The 22,746-nt window shown below is 68.4% G+C and carries 25 protein-coding genes; 13 read left to right on the top strand and 12 right to left on the bottom strand.

What is annotated here, in order from left to right; all coding sequences use genetic code 11:
• Positions 1 to 78: 78 nt before the first annotated feature.
• From ACK4I0_RS06450 to ACK4I0_RS06440, 3 genes are all read left to right on the top strand, one after another.
• Positions 79 to 1,311 (top strand): argininosuccinate synthase, encoded by a 1,233-nt coding sequence (locus tag ACK4I0_RS06450; RefSeq protein ID WP_409609154.1) that lies wholly within the window; start codon positions 79 to 81, stop codon positions 1,309 to 1,311.
• Between the two features lie 89 nt (positions 1,312 to 1,400).
• On the top strand, positions 1,401 to 1,868 hold the full coding sequence (locus ACK4I0_RS06445; protein WP_409609152.1) for a translation initiation factor IF-2: 468 nt from the start codon (positions 1,401 to 1,403) through the stop codon (positions 1,866 to 1,868).
• Positions 1,869 to 1,946: 78 nt separating this feature from the next.
• Positions 1,947 to 2,486, top strand: a complete 540-nt coding sequence (locus ACK4I0_RS06440) for a hypothetical protein (protein WP_409609150.1) — start codon at positions 1,947 to 1,949, stop codon at positions 2,484 to 2,486.
• Positions 2,487 to 2,490: 4 nt separating this feature from the next.
• Here the strand turns inward: ACK4I0_RS06440 and ACK4I0_RS06435 are convergent, their stop codons facing one another.
• Positions 2,491 to 2,913, bottom strand: coding sequence for a metallopeptidase family protein (locus tag ACK4I0_RS06435; RefSeq protein ID WP_409609148.1), 423 nt, complete (start codon positions 2,911 to 2,913; stop codon positions 2,491 to 2,493).
• A gap of 139 nt (positions 2,914 to 3,052) precedes the next feature.
• Here ACK4I0_RS06435 and ACK4I0_RS06430 point away from each other — a divergent pair, with 139 nt between their 5' ends.
• Both ACK4I0_RS06430 and ACK4I0_RS06425 read left to right on the top strand, forming a co-directional pair.
• Positions 3,053 to 5,377, top strand: coding sequence for an ATP-binding protein (locus ACK4I0_RS06430; protein WP_409609146.1), 2,325 nt, complete (start codon positions 3,053 to 3,055; stop codon positions 5,375 to 5,377).
• Positions 5,378 to 5,440: 63 nt separating this feature from the next.
• Positions 5,441 to 6,292 (top strand): HAD family hydrolase, encoded by an 852-nt coding sequence (locus tag ACK4I0_RS06425; RefSeq protein WP_409609144.1) that lies wholly within the window; start codon positions 5,441 to 5,443, stop codon positions 6,290 to 6,292.
• Between the two features lie 3 nt (positions 6,293 to 6,295).
• On the opposite strand, the gene ACK4I0_RS06420 is transcribed toward ACK4I0_RS06425, so the two are convergent.
• The 6 genes from ACK4I0_RS06420 to sdhC are packed head-to-tail and all read right to left on the bottom strand — an operon-like array spanning position 6,296 to position 10,487.
• Positions 6,296 to 6,634 carry a PilZ domain-containing protein gene (locus ACK4I0_RS06420; protein ID WP_409609142.1) on the bottom strand — a complete coding sequence of 113 codons (339 nt, stop codon included), beginning with the start codon at positions 6,632 to 6,634 and terminating at the stop codon, positions 6,296 to 6,298.
• A 31-nt stretch (positions 6,635 to 6,665) separates the two neighbouring features.
• The gene (locus ACK4I0_RS06415) at positions 6,666 to 6,986 is read right to left on the bottom strand and encodes a 2Fe-2S iron-sulfur cluster-binding protein (protein WP_409609140.1); all 321 of its coding nucleotides are present in this window, start codon (positions 6,984 to 6,986) and stop codon (positions 6,666 to 6,668) included.
• 40 nt (positions 6,987 to 7,026) lie between these two features.
• Entirely contained in the window at positions 7,027 to 7,830 is an 804-nt protein-coding gene (locus ACK4I0_RS06410) for a succinate dehydrogenase iron-sulfur subunit (RefSeq protein WP_409609138.1), read from the bottom strand.
• Entirely contained in the window at positions 7,830 to 9,629 is a 1,800-nt protein-coding gene (gene sdhA, locus ACK4I0_RS06405; protein WP_409609136.1) for a succinate dehydrogenase flavoprotein subunit, read from the bottom strand. Before sdhA ends, ACK4I0_RS06410 begins: the two co-directional genes overlap by 1 nt.
• A gap of 7 nt (positions 9,630 to 9,636) precedes the next feature.
• Positions 9,637 to 10,041, bottom strand: coding sequence for a succinate dehydrogenase, hydrophobic membrane anchor protein (locus ACK4I0_RS06400; RefSeq protein ID WP_409609134.1), 405 nt, complete (start codon positions 10,039 to 10,041; stop codon positions 9,637 to 9,639).
• A complete protein-coding gene (gene sdhC, locus ACK4I0_RS06395) occupies positions 10,038 to 10,487 on the bottom strand; it encodes a succinate dehydrogenase, cytochrome b556 subunit (protein WP_409609132.1) in 450 nt (149 codons plus the stop codon). The genes ACK4I0_RS06400 and sdhC overlap by 4 nt, the downstream gene beginning before the upstream one ends.
• A 175-nt stretch (positions 10,488 to 10,662) precedes the next feature.
• On the opposite strand from sdhC, the gene ACK4I0_RS06390 reads away from it, so the two are divergent.
• The 3 genes from ACK4I0_RS06390 to purH all read left to right on the top strand — a co-directional run bounded on the left by ACK4I0_RS06390 (position 10,663) and on the right by purH (position 13,288).
• Positions 10,663 to 11,004, top strand: a complete 342-nt coding sequence (locus tag ACK4I0_RS06390; RefSeq protein ID WP_409609130.1) for a hypothetical protein — start codon at positions 10,663 to 10,665, stop codon at positions 11,002 to 11,004.
• A gap of 69 nt (positions 11,005 to 11,073) precedes the next feature.
• On the top strand, positions 11,074 to 11,595 hold the full coding sequence (secB, locus tag ACK4I0_RS06385) for a protein-export chaperone SecB (protein WP_409609128.1): 522 nt from the start codon (positions 11,074 to 11,076) through the stop codon (positions 11,593 to 11,595).
• Positions 11,596 to 11,683: 88 nt separating this feature from the next.
• Positions 11,684 to 13,288: a bifunctional phosphoribosylaminoimidazolecarboxamide formyltransferase/IMP cyclohydrolase gene (purH, locus tag ACK4I0_RS06380; RefSeq protein WP_409609126.1), complete on the top strand. Its 1,605-nt coding sequence runs from the start codon at positions 11,684 to 11,686 to the stop codon at positions 13,286 to 13,288.
• Positions 13,289 to 13,297: 9 nt separating this feature from the next.
• Here purH and ACK4I0_RS06375 read toward each other — a convergent pair whose 3' ends face one another.
• The gene (locus tag ACK4I0_RS06375; protein WP_409609124.1) at positions 13,298 to 14,455 is read right to left on the bottom strand and encodes a DNA cytosine methyltransferase; all 1,158 of its coding nucleotides are present in this window, start codon (positions 14,453 to 14,455) and stop codon (positions 13,298 to 13,300) included.
• Positions 14,456 to 14,522: 67 nt separating this feature from the next.
• Here ACK4I0_RS06375 and ACK4I0_RS06370 point away from each other — a divergent pair, with 67 nt between their 5' ends.
• Positions 14,523 to 14,975, top strand: a complete 453-nt coding sequence (locus tag ACK4I0_RS06370; protein ID WP_409609122.1) for a COG3650 family protein — start codon at positions 14,523 to 14,525, stop codon at positions 14,973 to 14,975.
• An 8-nt stretch (positions 14,976 to 14,983) separates the two neighbouring features.
• Here ACK4I0_RS06370 and ACK4I0_RS06365 read toward each other — a convergent pair whose 3' ends face one another.
• The 3 genes from ACK4I0_RS06365 to ACK4I0_RS06355 form a co-directional block, all read right to left on the bottom strand.
• The gene (locus tag ACK4I0_RS06365) at positions 14,984 to 15,295 is read right to left on the bottom strand and encodes a ribonuclease (protein ID WP_409609120.1); all 312 of its coding nucleotides are present in this window, start codon (positions 15,293 to 15,295) and stop codon (positions 14,984 to 14,986) included.
• A gap of 110 nt (positions 15,296 to 15,405) precedes the next feature.
• Positions 15,406 to 16,458 carry a 1,9-bis(guanidino)-5-aza-nonane synthase gene (locus tag ACK4I0_RS06360; RefSeq protein ID WP_409609118.1) on the bottom strand — a complete coding sequence of 351 codons (1,053 nt, stop codon included), beginning with the start codon at positions 16,456 to 16,458 and terminating at the stop codon, positions 15,406 to 15,408.
• A gap of 221 nt (positions 16,459 to 16,679) precedes the next feature.
• Complete coding sequence (locus tag ACK4I0_RS06355; RefSeq protein WP_409609116.1) at positions 16,680 to 17,945, bottom strand: type III PLP-dependent enzyme; 1,266 nt, start codon at positions 17,943 to 17,945, stop codon at positions 16,680 to 16,682.
• Positions 17,946 to 18,174: 229 nt separating this feature from the next.
• Here ACK4I0_RS06355 and ACK4I0_RS06350 point away from each other — a divergent pair, with 229 nt between their 5' ends.
• The 4 genes from ACK4I0_RS06350 to phnE all read left to right on the top strand — a co-directional run bounded on the left by ACK4I0_RS06350 (position 18,175) and on the right by phnE (position 22,125).
• Entirely contained in the window at positions 18,175 to 19,401 is a 1,227-nt protein-coding gene (locus ACK4I0_RS06350) for a DUF2254 domain-containing protein (protein ID WP_409609114.1), read from the top strand.
• 107 nt (positions 19,402 to 19,508) lie between these two features.
• Positions 19,509 to 20,315 (top strand): phosphonate ABC transporter ATP-binding protein, encoded by an 807-nt coding sequence (gene phnC, locus ACK4I0_RS06345; protein ID WP_409609112.1) that lies wholly within the window; start codon positions 19,509 to 19,511, stop codon positions 20,313 to 20,315.
• Positions 20,312 to 21,319 (top strand): phosphate/phosphite/phosphonate ABC transporter substrate-binding protein, encoded by a 1,008-nt coding sequence (gene phnD, locus ACK4I0_RS06340; protein WP_409609110.1) that lies wholly within the window; start codon positions 20,312 to 20,314, stop codon positions 21,317 to 21,319. The genes phnC and phnD overlap by 4 nt, the downstream gene beginning before the upstream one ends.
• Positions 21,316 to 22,125 (top strand): phosphonate ABC transporter, permease protein PhnE, encoded by an 810-nt coding sequence (phnE, locus tag ACK4I0_RS06335; RefSeq protein WP_409609108.1) that lies wholly within the window; start codon positions 21,316 to 21,318, stop codon positions 22,123 to 22,125. The genes phnD and phnE overlap by 4 nt, the downstream gene beginning before the upstream one ends.
• Before the next feature lie 110 nt (positions 22,126 to 22,235).
• Here the strand turns inward: phnE and ACK4I0_RS06330 are convergent, their stop codons facing one another.
• A complete protein-coding gene (locus ACK4I0_RS06330; protein ID WP_409609106.1) occupies positions 22,236 to 22,715 on the bottom strand; it encodes a hypothetical protein in 480 nt (159 codons plus the stop codon).
• Positions 22,716 to 22,746: the final 31 nt, after the last annotated feature.

The following is a 22,746-nucleotide window of genomic DNA, read 5'->3' as shown; positions in this document are numbered from 1 at the left end:
GGCGCCTCTTGCATCCCGGCGCGTCTGGCCCTTTAAGCCGCGCGAACGCCTCCCCGCGTCCGGTGCAAGGATCCGCCCATGAGCTCGCCCGCCGACAAGCCCGTCAAGAAGGTCGTCCTGGCCTATTCCGGTGGTCTGGACACTTCGATCATCCTGAAGTGGCTGCAGACCGAGTATCAGGCCGAGGTGGTGACTTTCACCGCCGACCTGGGCCAGGGCGAGGAGCTTGGGCCGGCGCGCGAGAAGGCGCTGAAGCTGGGCATCAAGCCCGAGAACATCTTCGTCGACGACCTGCGTGAAGAGTTCGTGCGGGACTTCGTCTTCCCGATGTTCCGCGCCAACACCGTCTATGAGGGCCAGTATCTGCTGGGCACCTCGATCGCGCGGCCGCTGATCGCCAAGCGCCAGATCGAGATCGCCCGCCAGGTCGGCGCCGACGCCGTCTGTCACGGCGCGACGGGCAAGGGAAACGACCAGGTCCGCTTCGAGCTGGGCTACTACGCCCTGAACCCCGACATCCACGTCATCGCCCCCTGGCGCGAGTGGGAGTTCCGCAGCCGCGAGGCCCTGCTGGACTTCGCCGAAAAGCACCAGATCCCGATCTCCAAGGACAAGCGCGGCGAGGCGCCCTTCTCGGTCGACGCCAACCTTCTGCACTCCTCGTCCGAGGGCAAGGTGCTGGAGGACCCGGCGGTCGAGGTGCCCGAGTTCGTGCACCAGCGCACCATCAGCCCTGAGGACGCGCCGGACACGCCGACCATCTTCACTATCGGCTTCGAAAAGGGCGACGCCGTCTCGATCGACGGCGAGGCTCTGTCGCCGGCCGAAATTCTGACCCGACTGAACCAGCTGGGCCACGACAACGGCGTCGGCCGCCTGGATCTGGTCGAGAACCGCTTCGTGGGCATGAAGTCGCGCGGCGTTTACGAGACGCCGGGAGGCACTATCCTGCTGGCGGCGCACCGCGGCATCGAGTCCATCACCCTGGACCGCGGCGCCATGCACCTGAAGGACGAGCTGGCGGTCAAATACGCCCACCTGATCTACAACGGCTTCTGGTTCGCGCCCGAGCGCGAGATGCTGCAGGCGGCCATCGATCACTCGCAGCTGCGGGTGAACGGGACCGTCCGGGTCAAGCTTTACAAGGGCAATGTCACCATCATCGGCCGCGAAAGCCCCGACAGCCTGTACGACCAGGATCTGGTGACCTTCGAAGAGGGCGTTCAGGCCTATGACCACCGCGACGCGGCGGGCTTCATCAAGCTGAACGCCCTGCGTCTGCGCGTCTTGGCGCGCCGCGACCAGCGCTAAGAGTCCGGGGGCGGGGCGCCGCATTGACGGCTTGCCCCCGCCCCATTCGCCCTTCACGGTGGCGTGATCGCAGAGCCAAGGAGCCTCACATGCGTCTCGCCACCCTCGCCACGGCCACGGCCGCCCTCGCCCTGATGGCCGCGCCGGCCCTGGCTCAAGAGGCCCCCGCCGCCCCGCCCGCACCCGCCGCCGCACCGGCGCCCTCGGCTGCTCAGGCGGCTGTCGAAGCCGAAGCCCAGAAGTTCGAAGCCGGCGTCGAGCAGATGCAGGGCGAACTGATCGCCCTGCGCACCGCCGCCGGGACCGACACCGCCAAGTATCAAGCGGACTCTCAAGCCGTTCTCGCCCGCTATCAGCCGCAGGCCGACGCCTTTGCCGACGCCCTGGCCGCCTTCGCCGCCGATCCGGCGTCGGGCGTCCCTGCCGAAGCCCAGGCTCAGATCGCCCAGGGCGTGACGCAGATCCGCAGTGTTCCGACCATGATGCGCGACCAGATCGGCCAGGCCACGCCGGAACAGCTCGCCGCCGCCCAGGCCCCGGCCGAGGCGCCCCAGTAAGACCGCCTTACCGCGATTTCACTTGTCGCGACGGCTGATCGGGCGGACCTTCTGCGCGCTTTTGCAGGAGGTCCGCCCATGGCCCGCATATCCCTCGCCGCCCTGACCGCGCCTGTCGCCGCAATGGCGATCCTTGCGGCTGCGCCCGCCTCCGCGCAGTCCGCGCCCGAGCCCGCGCCAGCCGCCGAAGCCCGGCTTGAAGCCGCCGCCGAAGCCTTCGGCAAGCGGATGGAGGCCTTCGCCGCCCAGGCCGAGGCGCTCGAAAAGAACCAGACCCTAACCGAAGACGAGCGTGAAGCGCGTCTGCATGCCCTGTGGGCGGCGCAAGAACCGGCCTTGGCGGAGTTCACCACCCTGGCCGTGCGGCTGGGCGGCGAGCTCGCGCAGGCCGCCATGACCGAGGTGGATGTGGCGCGTATCACCGGGGAGGCGGTTCAGACCGCCATGGCGCCGGTTCAGGGCGTCATCGCCAACAGCGCCTGGACCAATCCCGACCCGGACCAGATGGTCACCTATGAGCTGCTGGCCGACTACGGCCTGTCGCAGGCGGCCGACGCGATAGACGAGGCTCACGCCGAGGCGGCCAAGGCGTCGCTGTCGGCGCCGAAGGTCGACTGAGGCCTCAGTCCATCGCCTCGATCAAGTCGATCCGGTCGTCGGACAGGCCGAAGTGATGGCCGATCTCGTGGATCAGCACGTGAGCGATGATCTCGGCCAGGCCGACGTCGCCGCGCTCGCACCATTCGTCCAGGATCGGCCGACGGTAAAGAAACACGCGTGACGGCTCCGGCGCCGGCCCCAGCCCTTCGCGGCTGGATAGGTCCACGCCGTAGTACAGGCCCGTCAGCTCGAACGGGTCCTCGATGCCCATTTCCGCCAGGGTCGCCTCGTCGGCGAAGTCGTCAACGCGGATCACCACCTCGCCGGCCAGGCCCCTGAACGCGTCGGGCAGATCGGCGAAGGCCTGTTCGGCCAGGCGGGCGAAATCCTCCAGCGAGGGGGCGAACTGATCGGCCCAGACGAAGCGCGTTGCGGGGGTGCTCATCCGGTCCGTATCGGCCGCCGTGCGCCAGCCCGCAATCGGGCCGCTCGCCGCACATGCATCACCCCAACCATTCCGCCTCGGCTTGCGTTATGGTGAACGCGAATCGCCCCTGATCGAACGGGGTGGGGATTGAGCGGGGATGGCCGAAGCCGAGATCGCATACGCCGCCACGGCAGGCGCCGCCGGCCTGGCCCTGGCCGTCAGCGCCTGGGCCTGGCGTCTGCGCGCCCGGCTGTCGGCGCGCGAGCTGGCGGTCTCTAGCGTGGACGAGGACCGACGACGCGCCCTGTTCGATCGCGAAGCGGCCCTGTCGGCCTTCGATGACGTGCGGCTGTCGCTGACCCCCAAGGGCCGGATCGATCAGGTGATGGGCGCGCCCGACGCACTGGAGGCGGCGCGACGCGATCTGGGCGGCCGCTCGGGCGTGGCGGCGGCCGACGGCGTGCTGGCGCGCCTGGCTGAAATCCATTCGGCGCGGCTGCAGGCCCTTTTCCTGGAGGGCTCGCCTTTCGACGCCCTGGTCGAGGGTGGCGAGCGCGCCTGGCGGCTGGAGGGCCGCATCGTCGGCGGGACCGCCTGGCTGAGGCTTGAGCCGCTCGCGGCCGGCGCCGAGACGGCGGTCGAGAGCGGCCTTGGCGTGCTGGCCGACGCCTCGCCCGTGCCGACCTGGGTGCTGAACCCAGCCGGACGCTTGGCCTGGGCCAACCGCGCCTGGCTGGAGGAGACCGGCTGTCCGTCGCTGGAGGCCGCGATCGCGTCGGGCGCCAGCTTCGACCGCGCCGCCGATGCGCTGGCCGCCGAGGCTCAGCGCCTGGGCCTGCGCCAGGAGGGCTTCCGCTGGACCACCGGCGGCGGCCGGCGCCGCGCCTGGCGCGTCGTGGTCGAGCCGGCGGCCGGCCCCTCAGGCGCTGTCATCGCCTTTGCCTTGGACGTGACCGAGGCCGAAGAGACGCGCGACACCCTGCGCCGCCACGTCGAGGCCCACGACGAAACCCTGAACCACCTGGCCGACGCGGTCGCCATTTTCGGCCCGGCTAAGCGGCTGGCCTTCCACAACACCGCCTTCCAGACCCTGTTCGACATCGATCCGGCCTGGTTGGACGAGCGGCCGACCCACGCCGAGTTGCTGGACCGCCTGCGCCAGCGCCGCCTGCTGCCCGAGGTCATCGACTACGCCGGCTGGAAGGCCAACGAACTGGACTTCTACGGCGCCGCCCAGGCCGCGCCGGACGACAGCTGGTCACTGCCCGACGGCAGGACCCTGCGGATCGTGCGCCAGCCCCACCCCTTGGGCGGGGTGCTGCTGATCTTCTCGGACATCACCGACGAGCTGAAGCTGCGCAGCCGCTTCAACGCCCAGCTGCAGGTCCAGACGGCGACGCTCGACAAGCTGAACGACGCCGTGGCCGTGTTTGGCTCCGACGGGCGGATGCGGCTGCACAACGAGGCGTTCGAGGCCTTCTGGGGCGTGGGGGCCGAGCGGCTGACCGCCGCCTCGGACTTCGACGCCGTGGCCGCGCTGTGCGAGCCTGTCTTGCCCGATCCCAGCCTGTGGCTGGGGCTCAAGGCGCGGGTGGCCGATCCGGATCCCGAAAGCCGCGTGCCGATCTCGGGCGAGGGGCGCACCGCTGACGGGCGGTTCGCCGCCTGGCAGACCCGGCCGCTGCCGGACGGTGCGACCCTGGTGGCTTTTTCCGACGTCACCGCCCGTCGCGCCCTGGAGCAGGCCCTGGCGCAGCGCGAGGCGGCGCTGCAGGAAAGCCAGGCGCTGAAGCGAGAGTTCGTCGGCTCGGTCAGCTACGAGCTGCGCACGCCGCTGACCACCATCGTCGGCTATTCCGAATTGCTCGAGACGATGGGCGATCTGCCCGAACGCAGCCGCCAGCACGCCGGCGCCATCCGCGTCGCCGCCAGTCAGCTGGCCCGCTCCATCGACGACGTGCTGGACATGAGCCAGATCGACGCCGGGGAGATGGAGCTGACGCTGGGCGACGTGCGGGTCTGCGACCTGCTGGACGAGGCGGCCGACAAGGTGCGCGCGCGCGTCGAAGGCCGGGGCGCGACGCTGACGGTCAGCTGCCCGCCCGACCTTAGCCCGATCCGCGCGGACGCCCGCCGCATCGGGCAGGCCATCGACCACCTGCTGGAGAACGCCGCCCGCGCCGTCTCGGAAGGCGGCGAGGTCAGGCTGAGCGCCGAGCGCGGGGCGTCGGAGGCCCGTATCCGCATCGCCGACACCGGGCGCGGCATCCCCTATCACCTGCAGCCCCACGTCTTCGACCGCTTCGTGCGGCGCGAGCGCGGCGGGCCGGGCGTGGGCCTGGCCCTCGTCAAGGCGCTGGTCGAACTGCATGGCGGCTGGGCCGAGGTGGAGAGCGAGCCGGGCAAGGGCGCCGCCTTCATCCTTCACCTGCCGTTGCAGGCGGCGGGCGCCGCCGCCGCGCCAGAGCTTCAGCTGAACTGACGGGCCGCTTGGGCCGCGCGCCAAGGCGCTGTAAGAGGCGGGCCGAACACGGAGCCCCGGCCCATGGCCCTTTTGAAGACCGCCCTCATCTACGACTTCGACGGCACGCTGGCGCGCGGCAATATGCAGGAAGTCACCTTCATCCCCTCGGTGGGGATGAGCATCGGCGATTTCTGGGGCGCGGCGGACGCCCTGACGCGCGACGCCGACGGCGACAACATCTTGATGTACATGCAGCTGATGCTGGCCCGCGCTCGCGAGAACGGCGCGCCGATCACCCGCAAGACGCTGCACGAGCATGGCCAGGACGTGAAGCTGTTCGACGGTCTTAAGTCGGACCTGACGGGCAAGGGCTGGTTCGAGCGTATCGACGCCATCGGCCGCGAATACGGGCTGGAGATCGAGCACTACATCATCTCCGCCGGCCTGGAGGAGATGATCGACGGCTGCCCCATCCGCGACGCCTTCCGCCACGTCTTTGCGTCCAAGTTCGTCTATGACGAGAACGGCGTGGCCATCTGGCCGGCGGTGGGGGTGAACTACACCACCAAGACCCAGTATCTGTTCCGCATCAACAAGGGCGTTCTGAACCACTGGGAGCATGAGCGGATCAACCGCTTCATGGCCGACGACGACCGGCCGGTGCCGTTCGAGCGGATGATCTTCCTGGGCGACGGCGACACCGATGTGCCGACCATGAAGATGATGCACACCAAGGGCGGCTTCTCGATCGCGGTCTATGATCCGCGCAACAGCGCCCGGGACCAGGAGAAGATCTACGGCCTGATCTCCGAGGACCGGGTGAACTTCGTCGCGGCCGCCGACTATCGCGAAGGCTCGGCGCTGGACCTGATCGTCAAGGGCCTGATCGGCCGCATCGCCATCAACGCCGGGACGATGCGCGCGATTGATTAGGACCTAGCGGCTCTTCACGCGCAGCCAGGCGTCGCGCGCGGCGACAAACCGCGCCGGGGCGAGACCGCCCAGCGGGACGGGGCGCCCCGAGGTCTTGAGCCCGGCTTCCTGACCCTTGGCCCAGGCGGCCTGGGCCTCGTGAGCCTGGCCGGCGGCTATATCGACGATGATGAGCCGGTCGGGCAGGGCGACGCCGCGATCCAGCCTGACCTTCATGCCGCCGTCGGAAAGATCGACGATGACGCAGCGCAGTTCCAGCCCCTGCGCCACGATCAACCCGCGCAGATTGACCGCCTTGCGTTCGCCCTGGCGTCGGTTCTTGCTCATGTCGAAGAAGGGCATGGGCTCTTGAACGCGCGAGGCTGTGGGCGGTTTAGTGCTGGTTTTCCGGCAGACGCACGATCAGGCCGTCCAGCTCGTCCTTGACGCGGATCTGGCACGACAGCCGGCTGTTGGGCTGAACGTTCTCGGCGAAATCGAGCATCGACTCCTCCATCGCCGAGGCCCGGCCGGTCACGTCCTGGAGGGACTCGTCCACGTAGACATGGCACGTCGCGCAGGCGCAGGCGCCGCCGCAGTCCGCATCGATCCCAGGCACGTTGTTGCGGATCGCGCCTTCCATGACCGACAGGCCGGTCTTGACCTCCACGACGTGCTCACGGCCGTCGTGTTCGATGTAGGTGATCTTGGCCATCAGCCCTCAGGTAGCGCAGCGATAGGGCGAAACAACATGCTCAGGCCGCCGCCGTCTTCTTGCGGCTCGGTGAGACCATCAGCTTCTTAGTTTCGGCGATGGCCTTGGCGGGGTTCAGGCCCTTGGGGCACACCTGGGCGCAGTTCATGATGGTGTGGCAGCGGTAGAGCTTGAACGGGTCTTCCAGGTCGTCCAGGCGCTTGTCCGTGGCCTCGTCGCGGCTGTCGGCGATCCAGCGGTAGGACTGCAGCAGGGCGGCCGGGCCCAGATAGTCCGTCTGGTTCCACCAGTAGCTGGGGCATGACGTCGAGCAGCAGGCGCACAGGATGCATTCGTACAGCCCGTCCAGCTTCTCGCGGTCGGCCGGCGACTGCAGACGCTCCTTCTCGGGCTCCACCTCGTCGTTGGTCTGGAGGTAGGGCTGGATGGAGTCGTACTGGGCGTAGAACAGGGTCAGGTCCGTCACCAGATCCTTGACCACCGGCTGGTGCGGCAGGGGCGCGATCGAGATCGAATTGCCCGAGCACTCGTCCCAGCCCTTGGTGCAGGCCAGGGCGTTGCGGCCGTCGATAGTCATCGAGCACGAGCCGCAGATGCCTTCGCGGCACGACCGGCGGAAGGCCAGGGTCGGATCGATCTCGTTCTTGATGTGGATCAGGGCGTCCAGCAGCATCGGGCCGTGGTCGTCCGTCGAGACCTCATAGGTGTCCCAGCGCGGATCCGCATCGACCTCGGGGTCGTAGCGATAGACCTTGTAGGTCTTGACGTTCTGGGCACCCGGCGGGGCCTTGTGGACCTTGCCGGCAGCGGGCTTGGAGCCTTTGGGAAGGGTAAGCTGGACCATCAGTAAACCCGAGCCTTCGGTTCGATGTAATCGATGTCCTTGGACATGGTGTAGTTGTGCACCGGACGGTAGTCGATCTGGACGCTTTCGTCCGGGCGCTTCCACGCCAGGGTGTGCTTCATCCAATTGGCGTCGTCGCGGTCCGGATAATCCTCGCGGGCGTGGGCGCCGCGCGACTCGGTGCGGTTCAGCGCGCCTTCGATGGTCACCAGCGCCTGGTCGATCAGGTTGTCGTATTCCAGGGTCTCGATCAGGTCGGTGTTCCAGATCAGGCCGCGATCGGTGGTCTTGATGTCCGACCCTTGCGCGTGAATGTCGCGCAGCTTGGCTACGCCTTCCTCCAGCGTCTTGCCGGTGCGGAACACCGCAGCGTCCGACTGCATGGCGCGCTGCATCTCCAGCCGCAGCTTGGCGGTGGGGGTAGAGCCGTTTGCGTTGCGGAAGCGGTCGAAGCGCGCCAGGTGCGCCTCGGTGGTCGCGGCCGGGGCGCTGGGCACGCTCGATGACTTGTCCACCACCTCGCCGCAGCGCAGGCCGGCGGCGCGGCCGAACACCACCAGGTCGGTCAGGGAGTTGGAGCCCAGACGGTTGGCGCCGTGCACCGACACGCAAGCCGCCTCGCCCACGGCCATCAGGCCGGGCACCACGCTGTCGGGGTTGCCGTCGCGCAGCGTCAGCACCTCGCCGTGGTAGTTCGTGGGAATGCCGCCCATGTTGTAGTGGACGGTCGGCAGCACCGGGATCGGCGCCTTGGTGACATCGACCCCGGCGAAGATCTTGGCGCTTTCGGAGATGCCCGGCAGGCGCTGGTGCAGGATCTTGGGATCCAGATGGTCCAGGTGCAGGAAGATGTGGTCCTTGTTCGGGCCTACGCCGCGGCCTTCGCGGATTTCCAGCGTCATGGAGCGCGAGACCATGTCGCGCGGCGCCAGGTCCTTCACGGTCGGCGCATAGCGCTCCATGAAGCGCTCGCCCTCGGAGTTGGTCAGATAACCGCCCTCGCCCCGCGCGCCCTCGGTGATCAGGCAGCCGGCGCCGTAGATCCCAGTGGGATGGAACTGCACGAACTCCATGTCCTGCAGCGGCAGGCCGGCGCGCAGCACCATGGCGTTGCCGTCGCCGGTGCAGGTGTGGGCCGAGGTGGCCGAGAAATAGGCGCGGCCGTAACCGCCGGTCGCCAGCACCACCATCTTGGCGCGGAACTGGTGCATCTGGCCGGTGTCGAGCTGCAGGGCGGTGACGCCGGTGCAGGCTTGAGTCCCGTCAGATTGGGCCTGCATAATCAGGTCCAGCGCGAAATATTCGACGAAGAACTTCACTTCGCGGCGGACCGACTGGCCGTACAGGGTGTGCAGGATGGCGTGGCCGGTGCGGTCGGCGGCGGCGCAGGTGCGCTGAACCGGACCCTCGCCGAAGTTGCGGGTCATGCCGCCGAAGGCGCGCTGATAGATCTTGCCCTCGTCCGTCCGGCTGAAGGGCACACCCCAGTGCTCCAGCTCATAGACGGCCTTGGGCGCATTCCTGACCAGGTATTCGATGGCGTCCTGGTCGCCCAGCCAGTCCGACCCCTTGACGGTGTCGTACATGTGCCACTGCCAGCTGTCCTCGCCCATGTTGCCCAGCGAGGCGGAGATGCCGCCCTGGGCCGCCACGGTGTGCGAGCGGGTCGGGAAGACCTTGGTCACGCAGGCGACCTTCAGGCCCTGCTGGGCGGCGCCGAGCGCGGCGCGCAGGCCCGAGCCGCCGGCGCCGACGACGACGACGTCATATTCGTGGTCGATGAATTCGTAAGCAGCCATCAGGCGTTCAGACTCCGAGACCAGCCGGCAGCGGCGCCGAGCCCAGCGCCAGCCGCACGATGAGGAAGACGCCGGCGGCCGCCAGCGCGAGGAAGATCAGGTTCGACAGGAGGATCAGCATCCCCTTGTTGCCCGGACGATGGATGTAGTCCTCGATGATGACCTTCCAAGCCAGGCTGGCGTAGCCGCAGAAAACCAGCAGCGTCGCGGCGGCCAGACCGGCGTTCAGCGGGCTGGCGATCCAAGCCAGCACGGCGTCATAGCCGGCGCCCGCCAGGGCCCAGGCGCTGAAGGCGACCCAGAGGCCCAGCGGCATCAGAAGGGCCAGCAGCACCTTCTCAGTCAGCCATTCGCCCGCGCCGTGGCGCTCGGAGACCTTGACCATGTTGCGGTAGCGCGTCTGACGGCTCACAGCGAAACCCTCCCCGAGGCGAACAGAGCAGCCCAGAACAGGACCGATAGGACGATCGGCCCCCAGACCGCGACGTGCGACAGGGCGTCGGCGCTCTTGATCGTCAGACCTTCGCCCGTGTCGTTAAACAGGTGGCGGCCGCCGTTCAGCAGGAACGAGAACAGCACCCAGGTCAGGCCGAATCCGATCAGCAGGCCCAGCGGCGATCCGGCGAAAGCCAGCAGATCCGCATAGGCCTCGGGACCAAAAGCCAGGGCCGCCAGCCAGCCAATAGCAAACAGAGCGCCGAACGAGGCCGCGCCGATCGTCGCTCGGAACAGGATCGAAGCGGCCATGGTGATGTGCCAGCGCCAGGTCTGAAGGTGCGGCGACAGCGGTCGGATGCGTCCGTTCGGCTGCGTGACGAAACGACCGGTCTGGTCGTCGCGCGCGTCGTTGCTCGACATGCGAATCGTTCTCAAAAGCGAGGAAATTCAAGCCTCGGGAGGATGCAACAGGCTTTAGTGAGGGTTTCGGCGCGGTGTCAACGAAACCAGGCGTTTCGAGGGGAACCGATCACGTTTTCGCGGGTTCTGCGCGAGGCAGTAGCGCAGCCCGCCGCCGCTGAGGCAGCCTCGGCACATGATCACGCCTGCCCTGGTCGCACCTATCATGGCCGTTCTGATGCTGCCCGGCGAGCCGCTGGAGGTGTTGAGCCGCTACCAACCCTATGTCAGACCCGCCGTCGGCGCGTATCAGCCGCCGTCCGACTTCGGACGCGAAGGGTCCAGGCCGGTAGAGCGCGTTGTTCTGCGAGCACCGCTGTACGGCTCGGTCACCATAGACGCCTACTGCGGGGCTTATGAGACTGCCCCGAGCTTAGCTCAACGCGAATACGACCAGGGCGTGGCCTTGGCCGAGCGAGCCGCTGACGCCGCCGCGGGGACCCGGCCGCCGTTGCGGGCGCACCCTCGCTCGTGTTAGTCGCGCCGCCTTCGGAGCCTCGCGCAACGGCGTGAGGCGACCGCGCCCATTTCACAGAGCCGCTTCATCATGACCGACGCCACGCCCCCCGCCGACGCCAACAACGGCGCGCCCGCCGAGGGTCAGCCCCAGGATCAGCAGCAGGGACCGGGTTTCCGCATCCTGGCCCAGTATGTGAAGGACATGTCCTTCGAAAACCCGCGCGCGCCGGAAAGCCTGCGCATCGAGGCCAAGCCGCAGATCGACATGGGTGTCGAAATGAGCGCCCAGGGCCGCCCGGACGGCCTCTTCGAGGTTGAGCTGCGCCTGTCGGTCAAGGCGTCGACCGAGAGCATGGCCGTGTTCCATGTCGAGCTGGTCTACGCCGGCCTGTTCGCCCTGACCGGCGTGCAGGAGCAGGACATCGAGCCGATGCTGCTGATCGAATGCCCGCGCTACCTGTTCCCCTACGCACGCGAGATCATCTCGGGCGCCACGGCGGACGGCGGCTTCTATCCGCCCTTCATGCTGGACCCGATCGACTTCGCCGGCATCTACGTCCAGCGCCAGCAGCAGATCGCCCGCGGCCCGAACGACGCCGGCCAGGCCTGATTTAACGGCGTCCGCCGGGGTGAAAGACCGGGCGCCGCGTGCTAGAGGCGCCGGCGTCCCGTCTCCTCCTCGCTCCTAGGACGCCGCCATGCCCGCAGCCCCCGACTTTCCGCCCGCTCCCGACCGGGTGGCGCCGCAGCGCGCCCTGATCTCCCTGTCCGACAAGGCGGGGCTGGATGAGGCGGCCCGCGCCCTGCACGACCTGGGTGTCGAACTGGTGTCGACCGGCGGCACCAAGGCGGCGATCGCGGCGCTCGGCCTGCCGGTCAAGGATGTGGCCGACCTGACGGGCTTTCCCGAAATGATGGACGGCCGGGTCAAGACGCTGCACCCCGTCGTGCACGGCGGCCTGCTGGGCGTGCGCAACGCGCCGGCCCACGCCGAGGCCATGACGACCCATGGCATCGGCCCGATCGATATCGTCTGGATCGATCTCTATCCGTTCGAAAAGACCGTGGAGGGCGGAGGCGGCTTCGAGGCCGCCATCGAGAACATCGACATCGGCGGCCCGGCCATGATCCGCTCGGGCTCCAAGAACCACGGCCATGTGGCGGTGGCGGTGGACGGCGAAAGCATCGGCCTGATCCTCGAAGCTCTCAAAGCCGACGGCGCGACGACGCTGGCGCTGCGCAAGCAGCTGGCCGCGCGCGCCTTCGCCCGCACCGCCGCCTATGACGCGGCCGTCTCGGCCTGGTTCGCCGGTCAGCTGGAAGACGCAGCCCCGGCCCGCAAGGCCATCGCCGGAACCCTGGCCCAGACGCTTCGCTATGGCGAAAACCCGCACCAGACCGGCGCCTTCTACCGCACCGGCGAACGCCGCCCAGGCGTGGCCTATGCGACCCAGGTCCAAGGCAAGGCGCTGGGCTACAACAACATCGCCGACGCCGACGCCGCCTATGAGCTGGTGGCCGAATTCCAGGCCCCGGCCTGTGTCATCGTCAAGCACGCCAACCCCTGCGGCGTGGCGATCGGCAAGAACCTGTCGGAAGCCTACGCCCGTGCGCTGGAATGCGACGCCGTCTCGGCCTTCGGCGGCGTGATTGCAGTCAACCGCCCCCTGAACGGCGACGACGCCCGCGCCATCACCGGCATCTTCACCGAGGTCGTCATCGCGCCGGGCGCCGACGATGAGGCCAAGGCCGTCTTCGCCGCCAAGAAGAACCTGCGCCTGCTGATCACCGACGGCCTGCCGGATCCGCACGGCGCGGGCGAGGTGTTCCGCTCGGTCGCCGGCGGCTTCCTGGTGCAGTCGCGCGACCGCAGCCTGATCAAGCCATCGGACCTGAAGATCGTCACGCGCCGCCAGCCGACGCCGACCGAAATCCAGGACATGCTGTTCGCCTTCACCGTGGCCAAGCACGTCAAGTCCAACGCCATCGTCTATGCCAAGGACGGCCAGACCGCCGGGATCGGCGCCGGTCAGATGAACCGTCGCGACAGCGCCCGCATCGCCGCCATCCGCGCCAAGGAAGCCGGCGAGGCTAAGGGGCTGACCCAGTCTCTGGCCGAGGGCTCTGCCTGCGCGTCCGAAGCCTTCTTCCCCTTCGCCGACGGACTGCTGGAAGCGGTGGCCGCCGGGGCCACGGCGGTGATCCAGCCGGGCGGCTCGATGCGCGACGCCGAGGTCATCGCCGCCGCCGACGAAAAGGGTGTGGCCATGGCCTTCACGGGCGTGCGGGTGTTCAGGCACTGATCAAGGGCGCTAGGCTCGCGACGCGGTCGCTCGCGGCTTGAGCGCCCGGGTCTGCACTGCGACGGCCGGCAGCAGCAGCTGATCCGACAGCGCCCGCACCACCGGCACGGCCACGGCGTCGCCGGTCAGCTTGAGAGCGGCGTTGTCGCGGTCGGGCAGTCGGTAGTCGTCGGGCAGGCCCATCAGGCGCGCCGCCTCGCGGCCGGTCAGACGGCGGATGCGGACGCGGCCCTCGGCCGCCTTGATCACATACTGACGCGACGAGCCGCCCGAGGGGGTGCGCAGGCAGCCGGCTAGACCGTCGAACCGCAACTCCAGCCGCTGGACACGCTGGTCGCCCTCGCGGCGCACCCGGCGGAAACCCGCGCCGATCCGTCGCTCGCCTGAGGCGCGGATGGCTTCCAGCCGCTGGCGGTGCAGGGGCGACAGAAGGGCGAGCAGACGTTCGGTCTCCGCCTCGCCCAGCCACTCGGCCTCGGGCGCCAGCACCGAAGCCAGGTCGCCGTTTCGCTGGGACGGCGGCGCCAGACGCCACCAGGCCCAGGCGTCGCGCACGGACTGCGGCAGGCGCGCGTGCGCGCGGATCAGACGGGGCGAGTGGAAGGGCTGCGCAGGCCCCTCGCTCGCCAGATGATCGGCGCACTTCAGCCCCACCACAAACAGCCGTGGGCGCGACTGGGGCAGCCACAGCGCCGCGTCCATCTCCAGCGCGCCGACGCGGTAGCCGGCCCGCGTCATGGCCTCGCAGACGGCCGAGAAATCGGCCCCACCGCCGGACGTCAGCAGGCCGCAGACGTTCTCCAGCACCACGGCGGACGGGCCGCGGTCCTCGGCCTGAAGGCCCTCGACCAGCCGCCAGAAGCCCCAGAAAGCGCCCGACCGCTCGGCCTTCAGCCCGCCTCGCGCGCCCGCCAGGCTCAGATCCTGGCATGGCGACGAGGCCCACATCAGGTCCGGCCGGCCCGGCAGGTCGCCGAGCGTGATGTCCCAGACGTCGCCCAGGCGGAACGGCGTCTCGGGGTGGTTGGCCCGGAAGGCGGCGGCCTTCATCGCGTCCAGGTCGTTGGCGAAGCCGATGCGAAAGCCGGACAGGCCCAGGCCCGCCAGGCCGCCCCCGGCGAAAAATTCATAGGCGACGGGGGCCTGGGCTGGCGACGGCGGGCTCATGATTCGCCACCATAGAGCGCCCGACGCGTTCAGCCATCGCAGCCTCGCCTACCTCCAGGAGATTTCCATGGGCCGCCTCGCCCTGCTCAGCCTTCCCGTTCTGGCCCTGGCGGCCTGCTCCGAGCCGGCCTCTGCGCCCGAACCGATCGAGACCACGCCTGAAGTGCGACCGGCCATGCTGGGCGGGGTCAATCTGAGCGAGCCGGTCCGCGCCCTGGGGACCGAACCCTTCTGGAGCGTGGAGATCGGACCGGATCAGATGGCCTATGACCGCGCCGGCGTGGTGACCGCTACGCGTGCCGCGCATTCGGGCCCGCAGGTGCAAGGCACCATGGCGACCTGGCGCGCCAATGACGGCTCCATGACCGTAACCCTGATGGCGACCGAATGCTCTGACGGCATGAGCGACCGCACCTATCGGCTGACGGCGCGGGTCCAGATCGGGCAGGACACCCTGAACGGCTGCGCCGCCTCGACGGCCGCCATTCTGCGCGCGTCGGAAAGCGGCCCTGTCGGCTGATCAGCTGATCAGCCCGTGGCGGCGTCGGCCTCGCCGCCCGCCTTGGGATCATCGCCGTCGTTCCGAGACTCCGCGTCCTTGGCCTCGGGATCGGCGGACGCCATCCCTTCGCTGGCCAGGCTTTCATTGATCGCGTCCTGATCGGGGTCGATGTCCGAGCCCGAGGCCGATCCGCCGCGCAGCGATCCGGCGCGGCTGTCCGAGCCCAGGTCTGAACCGCTCAGAGCCTCGTTCAGCGCGTCCGGCTTGCGGCCCAGATCGGGCTTTTCGCCGGCGTCCTCGGCTTCGCGTGCGTCGTTGGTCTGGTTCTGGTCGGTCATGGCGATCTCCTTCGCCGACTAGAGCGAGCGCGGCGGGCCGCAGGTTCCCAAACGAAAAGAGCGCCGGGATCGAAATCCCAGCGCTCCATGATCTCAGCGATCAGTTTTGATCACTTCCCGAACAGCTTGGCCCACCGGGGCTTCTCGCGGGTCTTCCAGGCGCCGCGGTGGTAGGCGTCCGACCCAATCAGCGGCACCACCGTGGTGGCCTCGGCGAAGACCATCTGTTCGAAGGTCGTGTCGACCTTGCCCCACGAGGCGGCCTCCTTGAGCGTCGAGGACGAGCAGGCGCCGTCGCGCACGTCGGCGACTGTGATCTGGACCGCATATTTGTGCATGTCGGCCTCGACGCCGAGGATCTCGGCGCAGACGACGGTGTCCTGGGCGAAGTTCTTGGGCACGCCGCCGCCGACCATGAACAGGCCCGTGGTGCCGGCCGCGATCTTGATGTCCGTCAGTTCGCGGAAGTCGGCGATGGCGTCCAGCATCATGTAGGGCTGGCCGGCGGCCGCGCGCTCCTTCTGGTGCTTGACCAGGCCGAAGCCGGCCGAGGAGTCCACGAACGCCGGGCAGAAGATCGGCACGCCTTCTTCATAGGCGGTCTGGATCAGGCTGCCTTCCTTCTTGGCGTTGCCCTCCGACAGCCACTTGCCCATCTCCCAGATGAACTCGCGGCTGGAATAGCCGCGCGGCTCCAGACGGTTGGCGATCTCCAGGATGGTGTGATCGCAGGCCTGGAGTTCTTCCTCGTCGATGTAGGTGTCGTAGATGCGGTCGATGTAGTTGTCGCGCAGGACATTGTCGTCCACCGGGCCGGCGGCCTGGTAGTGTTTGAAGCCCAAAGCCTCGAAGAAATCCATGTCGACGATCGAGGCGCCGGTGGCGACCACGGCGTCGATCATGCCCATCTTCACCATGTCACGGTACACGTGCATGCAGCCGCCGGCCGACGTAGAGCCGGCCAGGATCAGCCACGGCGAGCAGCTCTTGTCTTCCAGCGCCATGTTGAAGATGTCGGCGGCGCGGGCGGTGTCGCGCGACGAGAACGACATCTTGCGCATGCTGTCGATGATCGGGCGGGCGTCGAAGCTGGTGATGTCGACGTGCTCGACCGTGTTCTGGAGCAACTCGGCCTTCGTGTTCGATTGGACGGGTGCGTTCATCGGTTTGGTTTCCCTTACAGGTGAGCGCCCGTCGGATAGCCGGACGGAGCGACGGCGATTAGAACCTTCTCCCGGCGGGAGAAGCAAACGGGCCCGCCCGCCTCAGCGGGTGGGAGGATAAGGGGTTCCGGCCTGACGCTTCTGACCTGCGGCCCTCACCCTTTCGCCTAACCGATCGCTAGGCTCTCGGAGGCTCAAGCCCTCTCCCAACGGGAGAGGGATCAGCGACGCGACTTCTTCCTTTGACCGGCCTTGCCCTTGGGGCGCGACAGGCGAACGACCTTGCGGGCCTGCTCTTCCGCCGTGGTGCGCACGGTCGGGATGGAGCGGGGCGCCAGGCCGTACAGCGAAGCCATCGGGGCGTCCTCGACCACGGCGATGTCGTGCTCGCCATACCCGTTGAAGCCGGTCGACATGGCGACGCCATAGGCGCCGAGCATGCCGATCTCGATGAAGTCGCCTTCCTGCACATCGGCCGGCAGCCAGAACGGGCCGGGCATGTGGTCGATGGAATCGCAGGTCGGGCCGTAGAAGCGAAAGGGCTTCAACTCGCTCGACGACGAACCGTCCCGGACCAGCTTGGTCGGGAAGGGCCAGCGCGAGTGAGTGGCGTCGAACAGCGACCCGTAGGAGCCGTCGTTCAGATACAGGGCGTCGCCCTTGCGCAGGTCGACGCGGGCCAGCACCGACGAGCTTTCAGCCACGAGCGCGCGGCCGGGCTCGCACCACAGCTCGGTCGTCTCGGACACCGGCATCTCGTTGAAGCCGCGATGGATGGCGTCGGCGTATTCGCTCATGTCCGGCGGGACCATGCCCGGATAAACCGAGGGGAAGCCGCCACCGACATCGACGATGTCGACGAACACACCGGCGCGCGCGATCGACCGGCCGACCTGGGCCATGGCGGCCTCATAGGCGGACGGGCGCATGCACTGCGATCCGACGTGGAAGGACACGCCCATCAGGCCGTCCTTGACCGCCTGACGCGTGGCCATCAGCAGGGCCGGCGCCTGATCCGACGACACGCCGAACTTGCCCGACAGCGTATAGGCCGCGCCGTCGGCCGAGACCGCCATGCGCACGACCAGGTTCAGGTCGGCGGCGCCGTCGGTGGCCTCGACGATCTTGGTCAGCTCTTCGTGGCAATCCAGCGAGAAGGTCTTCACGCCATGGTCGAAATAGGCGCGCGCGATGGCGGCCCGGCTCTTGACCGGGTGCATGAAGGCCAAGCGCGCGGTCGGGCTGACCGAGCGGACCAGTTCGATCTCGGCGATGGAGGCCACGTCAAAGGCGGTGACGCCCGCGTCGACCAGGGTCTCGATGACCCAGCGCGACGGGTTCGCCTTCACCGCATAGAAGACGTCGGCTTTCAGATTGTCCTGGAACCAGCGCGCCGCTACGGAAACCGAACGCGGCCGCACGAGGGCGACGGGACGTTCAGGAGGCCGCTCGCGGACCAGGTCCAGGGGAAGCTGGTACGTGCGCAATTCACGTAACCCCCTGTTGATTGTTAACCCAGACCGGCGTTAGCAGCGCATAACGGTTAGACCACGGGGTCCGCCGGAGCGCGCGATTTAGGGTCGCGTCGCCGTCATGTAAAGCGGTATTTTGATGACGCGGCCGGCCGGGGCCTGTGGGTGGATGCGTTCAGGAGAACCGTCCTGTCCCCGGGGCGTTCCGAAAAACTTCCCCGGTCGCGGGGTTCGAGGGGCGATCATGAGCCGTTGGCTGTTCTTCTGGCGCAAGCTTAGCCGCCGCCTGTGGTGGCGTGCGGGTCTGTATGCAGCGCTCGGCGTGTTCACGGCGCTTGCGGCGGTATTCCTGCGCCCTTGGGTGCCGGACGTGATGGCCGAGCGCCTGGGCGGAGAGTCGGTCGAGGAGATCCTGGCGGTACTGGCCTCCAGCCTGCTGGCGGTGGCCACCTTTTCGCTTGGCGCGATGGTGACGGCCTACACCTCGGTTTCGTCCTCGGCGACGCCGCGCGCGGCGGGACTGGTGACCGGCGACGAGGCGGTTCAGAAGGCGCTGGCGACCTTCGTGGGAGCCTTCCTCTACGCCATCGTCGGACTGACGGCGATCAACGCCCAGTACTATGGAGCCGAAGGGCGGGCGATCATCTTCGTGGTCAGCCTGTTCGTGGTGGGCCTGGTCGCGTTCAGGCTTCTGGCCTGGGTGGACCGCCTGTCCAGCCTGGCGCGCCTCAGCCACACGATTCAGCAGATCGAGACGCGTGCGGCCGACGCCCTCATTCACCGATTGACGCAGCCGCGGCTGGGCGGCTCGGCTGGAGCATTGCTGGACGGCCCGACAGTGCATGCCCCGGCCACGGGCTATGTTCAGAATGTCGACCCCAAACGCCTGCAGGCCTGCGCCGAAGCCATCGAAGGCCGCATCCAGATCCTGGTTCAGCCGGGCGACCTAGTTCGGAAGGGCGACCCCCTGGCCCGCCTCCAGGGCGAGGCCGACGACGCTCGACGCGCCCGCATCTGCTCGGCCTTCGTAATCGGGGACAATCGGTCCTACGATCAGGACCCGCGCTATGGCGCCGTCGTCCTGGGAGAGGTCACGGCCCGCGCCTTGTCGCCCGGGGTGAACGACCCCGGCACCGCGGTGGCGGTGATGGCCGCGGCGCTGCGCGTGGCCGAGGTGTGGGCCGAGGGGTGCGACAAGCCGGTCGAGGCGGGTTGCGACCGGCTGCTTGGTCCGGCGCTGTCGGCCAAGGACCTGATCGACGACCTTTTCGGGCCCTCCATGCGCTATGGCGACGCAGATCTGATGGTCGCGGTGCGCTTGCAGAAGACTCTACGAGCCTTGGCGCGCGATCCCGGCTCTGTCGGCCGAGCGGCCGCCGGTCTGGCCGATCAGGCGCTGGCCCGCAGCCTGCGCGCGTTGACCGACGACGACGATCGCGCCCGCCTTCGGGAGGCCGCGGGCGCGGCCTGAACACCGCACACTGGACGAGATCGACGCAGGCGTGCGATTAAGACTTGCCGAAACGCCGCTCTCGCGTCATCCGGCGCCCCCACCCGCAGCCGACCCTTAGCGAGTCCATGAGTTCTGCAACCGCCACCGCCGGCCCGGGCCTAGTCCTGGCGCGCGACGTGACGAAGACCTTCGGCGCCCGCAAAGCGTTGAACGGCGTCTCCATTTCCGTGGACGCCGGTGAAATGGTGGCTTTGATCGGACCCTCGGGTTCGGGCAAGTCCACGCTGCTGCGCTCCATCACGGGGCTGCAGACCATCGACCCAGGCGGCACGATCCAGGTGTTCGGCGAAACCGTCCAGAAGGACGGGCGCACCACCAACGCCGTGCGTCGCGCGCGTTCGCGCCTGGGCATGATTTTTCAGCAGTTCAATCTGGTCGGCCGGCTGAGCCTGTTCTCCAACGTCATGCTGGGATCGCTGGGCCGCCTGCCGGGCTGGCGCGGCTTCTTCGGCGTCTGGCCCCAGGCCGACAAGGACAAGGCCATGGCGGCCCTGCACCGCGTCGGCGTGTCCGACTACGCCGCCCAGCGCGCCAACACCCTGTCGGGCGGACAGCAGCAGCGTGGCGCCATCGCCCGCGCCCTGGTCCAGGGCGCAAAGGCCATCCTGGCCGACGAGCCCGTCGCCTCGCTGGACCCGGTCTCCGCCCGCAAGGTGATGGAGCTTCTGGTCGAGCTGAACAAGCGGGACGGCTTGGGCGTGATCGTCACCCTTCACCAGGTCGACTACGCCATCCGCTACTGCGACCGCGTCATCGCGCTTCAGGGCGGTAAGGTGGTCTATGACGGCCCCTCGACCGGGCTGGACACCAAGCGCCTTATTGAAATCTACGGTCCCGAGTTCGAGGACGCCTTCTGGGAAACCAAGGCATGAGCCGTTTCAACTTTTCGCGTCGCGCTCTCGGCCTGGCGGCCGCCGGCGCGCTGGCCCTGGGTCTGACCTCGTGCGGCCAGGGCGACGGCAAGTCCGCCTCGGGCGCGCCGACCGAAATCACCTTCTCCATCCTGTCCGCCGAAGGCCAGGCCTCGTCGGGCCCGCTATGGCAGCCGCTACTGGACGACATGGCCAAGGCCACGGGCGTGCGCGTGCGCCCGCACTTCGGCTCCAACTACACCGTTCTGGTCGAGGCCATGCGCGCCAACCAGACCCAGGTGGCGTGGTTCTCGGCCAAGCCGGCGGTCGAAGCCATCGACCGCGCTGACGCCGAGGTGATCGCCCGCATCGTCGATCCGGAAGGCAACGACAGCTACAAGTCCACCCTGATCGTGCGTCAGGGGTCGGGCATCACCCTGGACAGCGTGCTTGCGTGCGGGCAGCGGTACAACTTCGGCATCGGCGACGCCCAATCGACCTCGGGCACGCTGGCGCCGCTGACCTTCCTGTTCAATCCGCGCAACATCGATCCGTCGCGCTGCTTCCGCACCGTGCGCTCGGCCAACCACCAGGCCAACGCCTTCTCGGTCGCCTCGGGCGTGCTGGACGTGGCGACGTCGAACAGCGTCAACACCATCTTCATCCGCCGCGAGAACCCGCGCATCGCCGATCAGCTGGTCGAGATCTGGGAATCCCCGCCGATCCCGGAATCGGGCATCGTGGTGCGCAAGGATCTGGATCCGGCGCTGAAGGAAAAGGTGCGCCAGTTCTTCCTGACCTATGGCCAGGGCGAGGGCGCCGAGGCCGAACGTCAGCGCCAGGTTCTGGCCGGGCTCAACTATTCGCGCTTCAACCCCGCCGATGACAGCTATCTGAACCCGGTGCGCGAACTGATCGCCGACCAGGCCCTGTCCCAGGCGCGGCGCGGCAACAACGCCGCCGCCGTCACGGCCGCCGAGGCCGAGCTGAACCGCCTGCGCGCCCTGCGTGAGGTCCAGCCTTGACCGACGCCGTCGCCGCGACCGCCATTCCCAAGCCGCCGACCAAGTCGGCCGGAGCCTGGGCGCTCGACGTTCTGATCTGGGGCGGCGTGGCCGTCCTGCTGATCATCAGCTTCGGCCCCGTCGACCTGGGCAACATCTCCAACCTGGTCACCAACTCGGCCAGCATCCAGAACTTCGGCGCCGAGCTGCTGCGTCCGAACTTCACCGACTGGCGCCTATTCGTCGACAAGATGTGGGAGACGGTGCAGATCGCCCTGTGGGGCACCTTCCTGGCCGTGATCTTCGCCGTGCCCATGGGCCTGGCCGCGTCGCGCAACATCGCGCCCGTCTGGGTGGTTCAGCCGGTCCGCATCGTCATGAACCTGCTGCGCTCGATCCCGGACCTGGTGATCGGCCTGCTGTTCGTGGTCGCCGTGGGTCTGGGGCCGCTGGCCGGCGTGCTGGCCATCACCCTGAACACAGCCGGCGTGCTGGCGAAGCTGTTCTCCGAAGCGGTGGAATCCATCGACAAGGGCCCGGTCGAGGGCGTGCGCGCCACCGGCGCCTCCAAGCTGCACGAGATCAACTGGGGCGTCATCCCGCAGGTCGCGCCCCTGTGGACCTCGTTCGCCCTTTACCGCTTCGAATCCAACAGCCGCTCGGCCACCGTGCTGGGCCTGATCGGCGCCGGCGGCATCGGCCAGGTCCTGTTCGACCGTATGAACGCCTTCGCGTTCCGCGACGTGTCGGCCGTGGTCATCATCGTCGTGGTCGCCGTGACCCTGATCGACTTCCTGTCCCAGGCCATGCGCAAGCGCCTGCTCTGACAGCGACTGACATTTCGTAATGCAAAAAGGGGTCGCGACAGTCGCGGCCCCTTTTCTTTTGCGCTCAAGCGGTGAGCCGCCGCGCGGCGAACGTAGCGCCAGAAAAATCCCTACACTTCCGGCTGAGGCGGGGCGGTGATGACCTCGACATTGTCGTTCAGCAGATAGGCCAGCTCTTCCAGCGCCGTATGACGGGCGTGGGCGTCGGCCGCGCTTTCGACGGCGGCGACCTTCTTGGGCATGTCCTCGGAGATGCCGCGCAGGATGCATTTCAGATCGCCGTCCGTCCCGCGTTCACGCAGGATGACGTGGCCCTGCATGTCCAGGGCGGCCAGTTCGACCGTCTGGGCCTTGAAGGCGGTGAAGTCGGCGCCCGTCACGAAACCGGACGCGTCGGCGGCGCCCGAGGCGCTCCAGCCGTCCACGACCGCCTTCAGCCGCGCCGAGCGGGCGATGATGTCGGCGAACAGGGGCTCTCCAGCCACCGACACTGGCGCGGCTGCAGTTGCAGCTGCGGGCTGGGCGGCGGCCGTCGCCGCAACCGGATCGGCCAGCAGAAGAGCGGAGGCGAGGGCGAGTGCGCAGGACATGGCGAGACCTTTCCAATGAATCCGGCCTTGC

The organism is Brevundimonas sp. (assembly GCF_046295775.1).
Classification (GTDB): domain Bacteria; phylum Pseudomonadota; class Alphaproteobacteria; order Caulobacterales; family Caulobacteraceae; genus Brevundimonas.
Note: the sequence above shows the minus strand (reverse complement) of the source record. Positions and strands in the feature narration are given on the sequence as shown.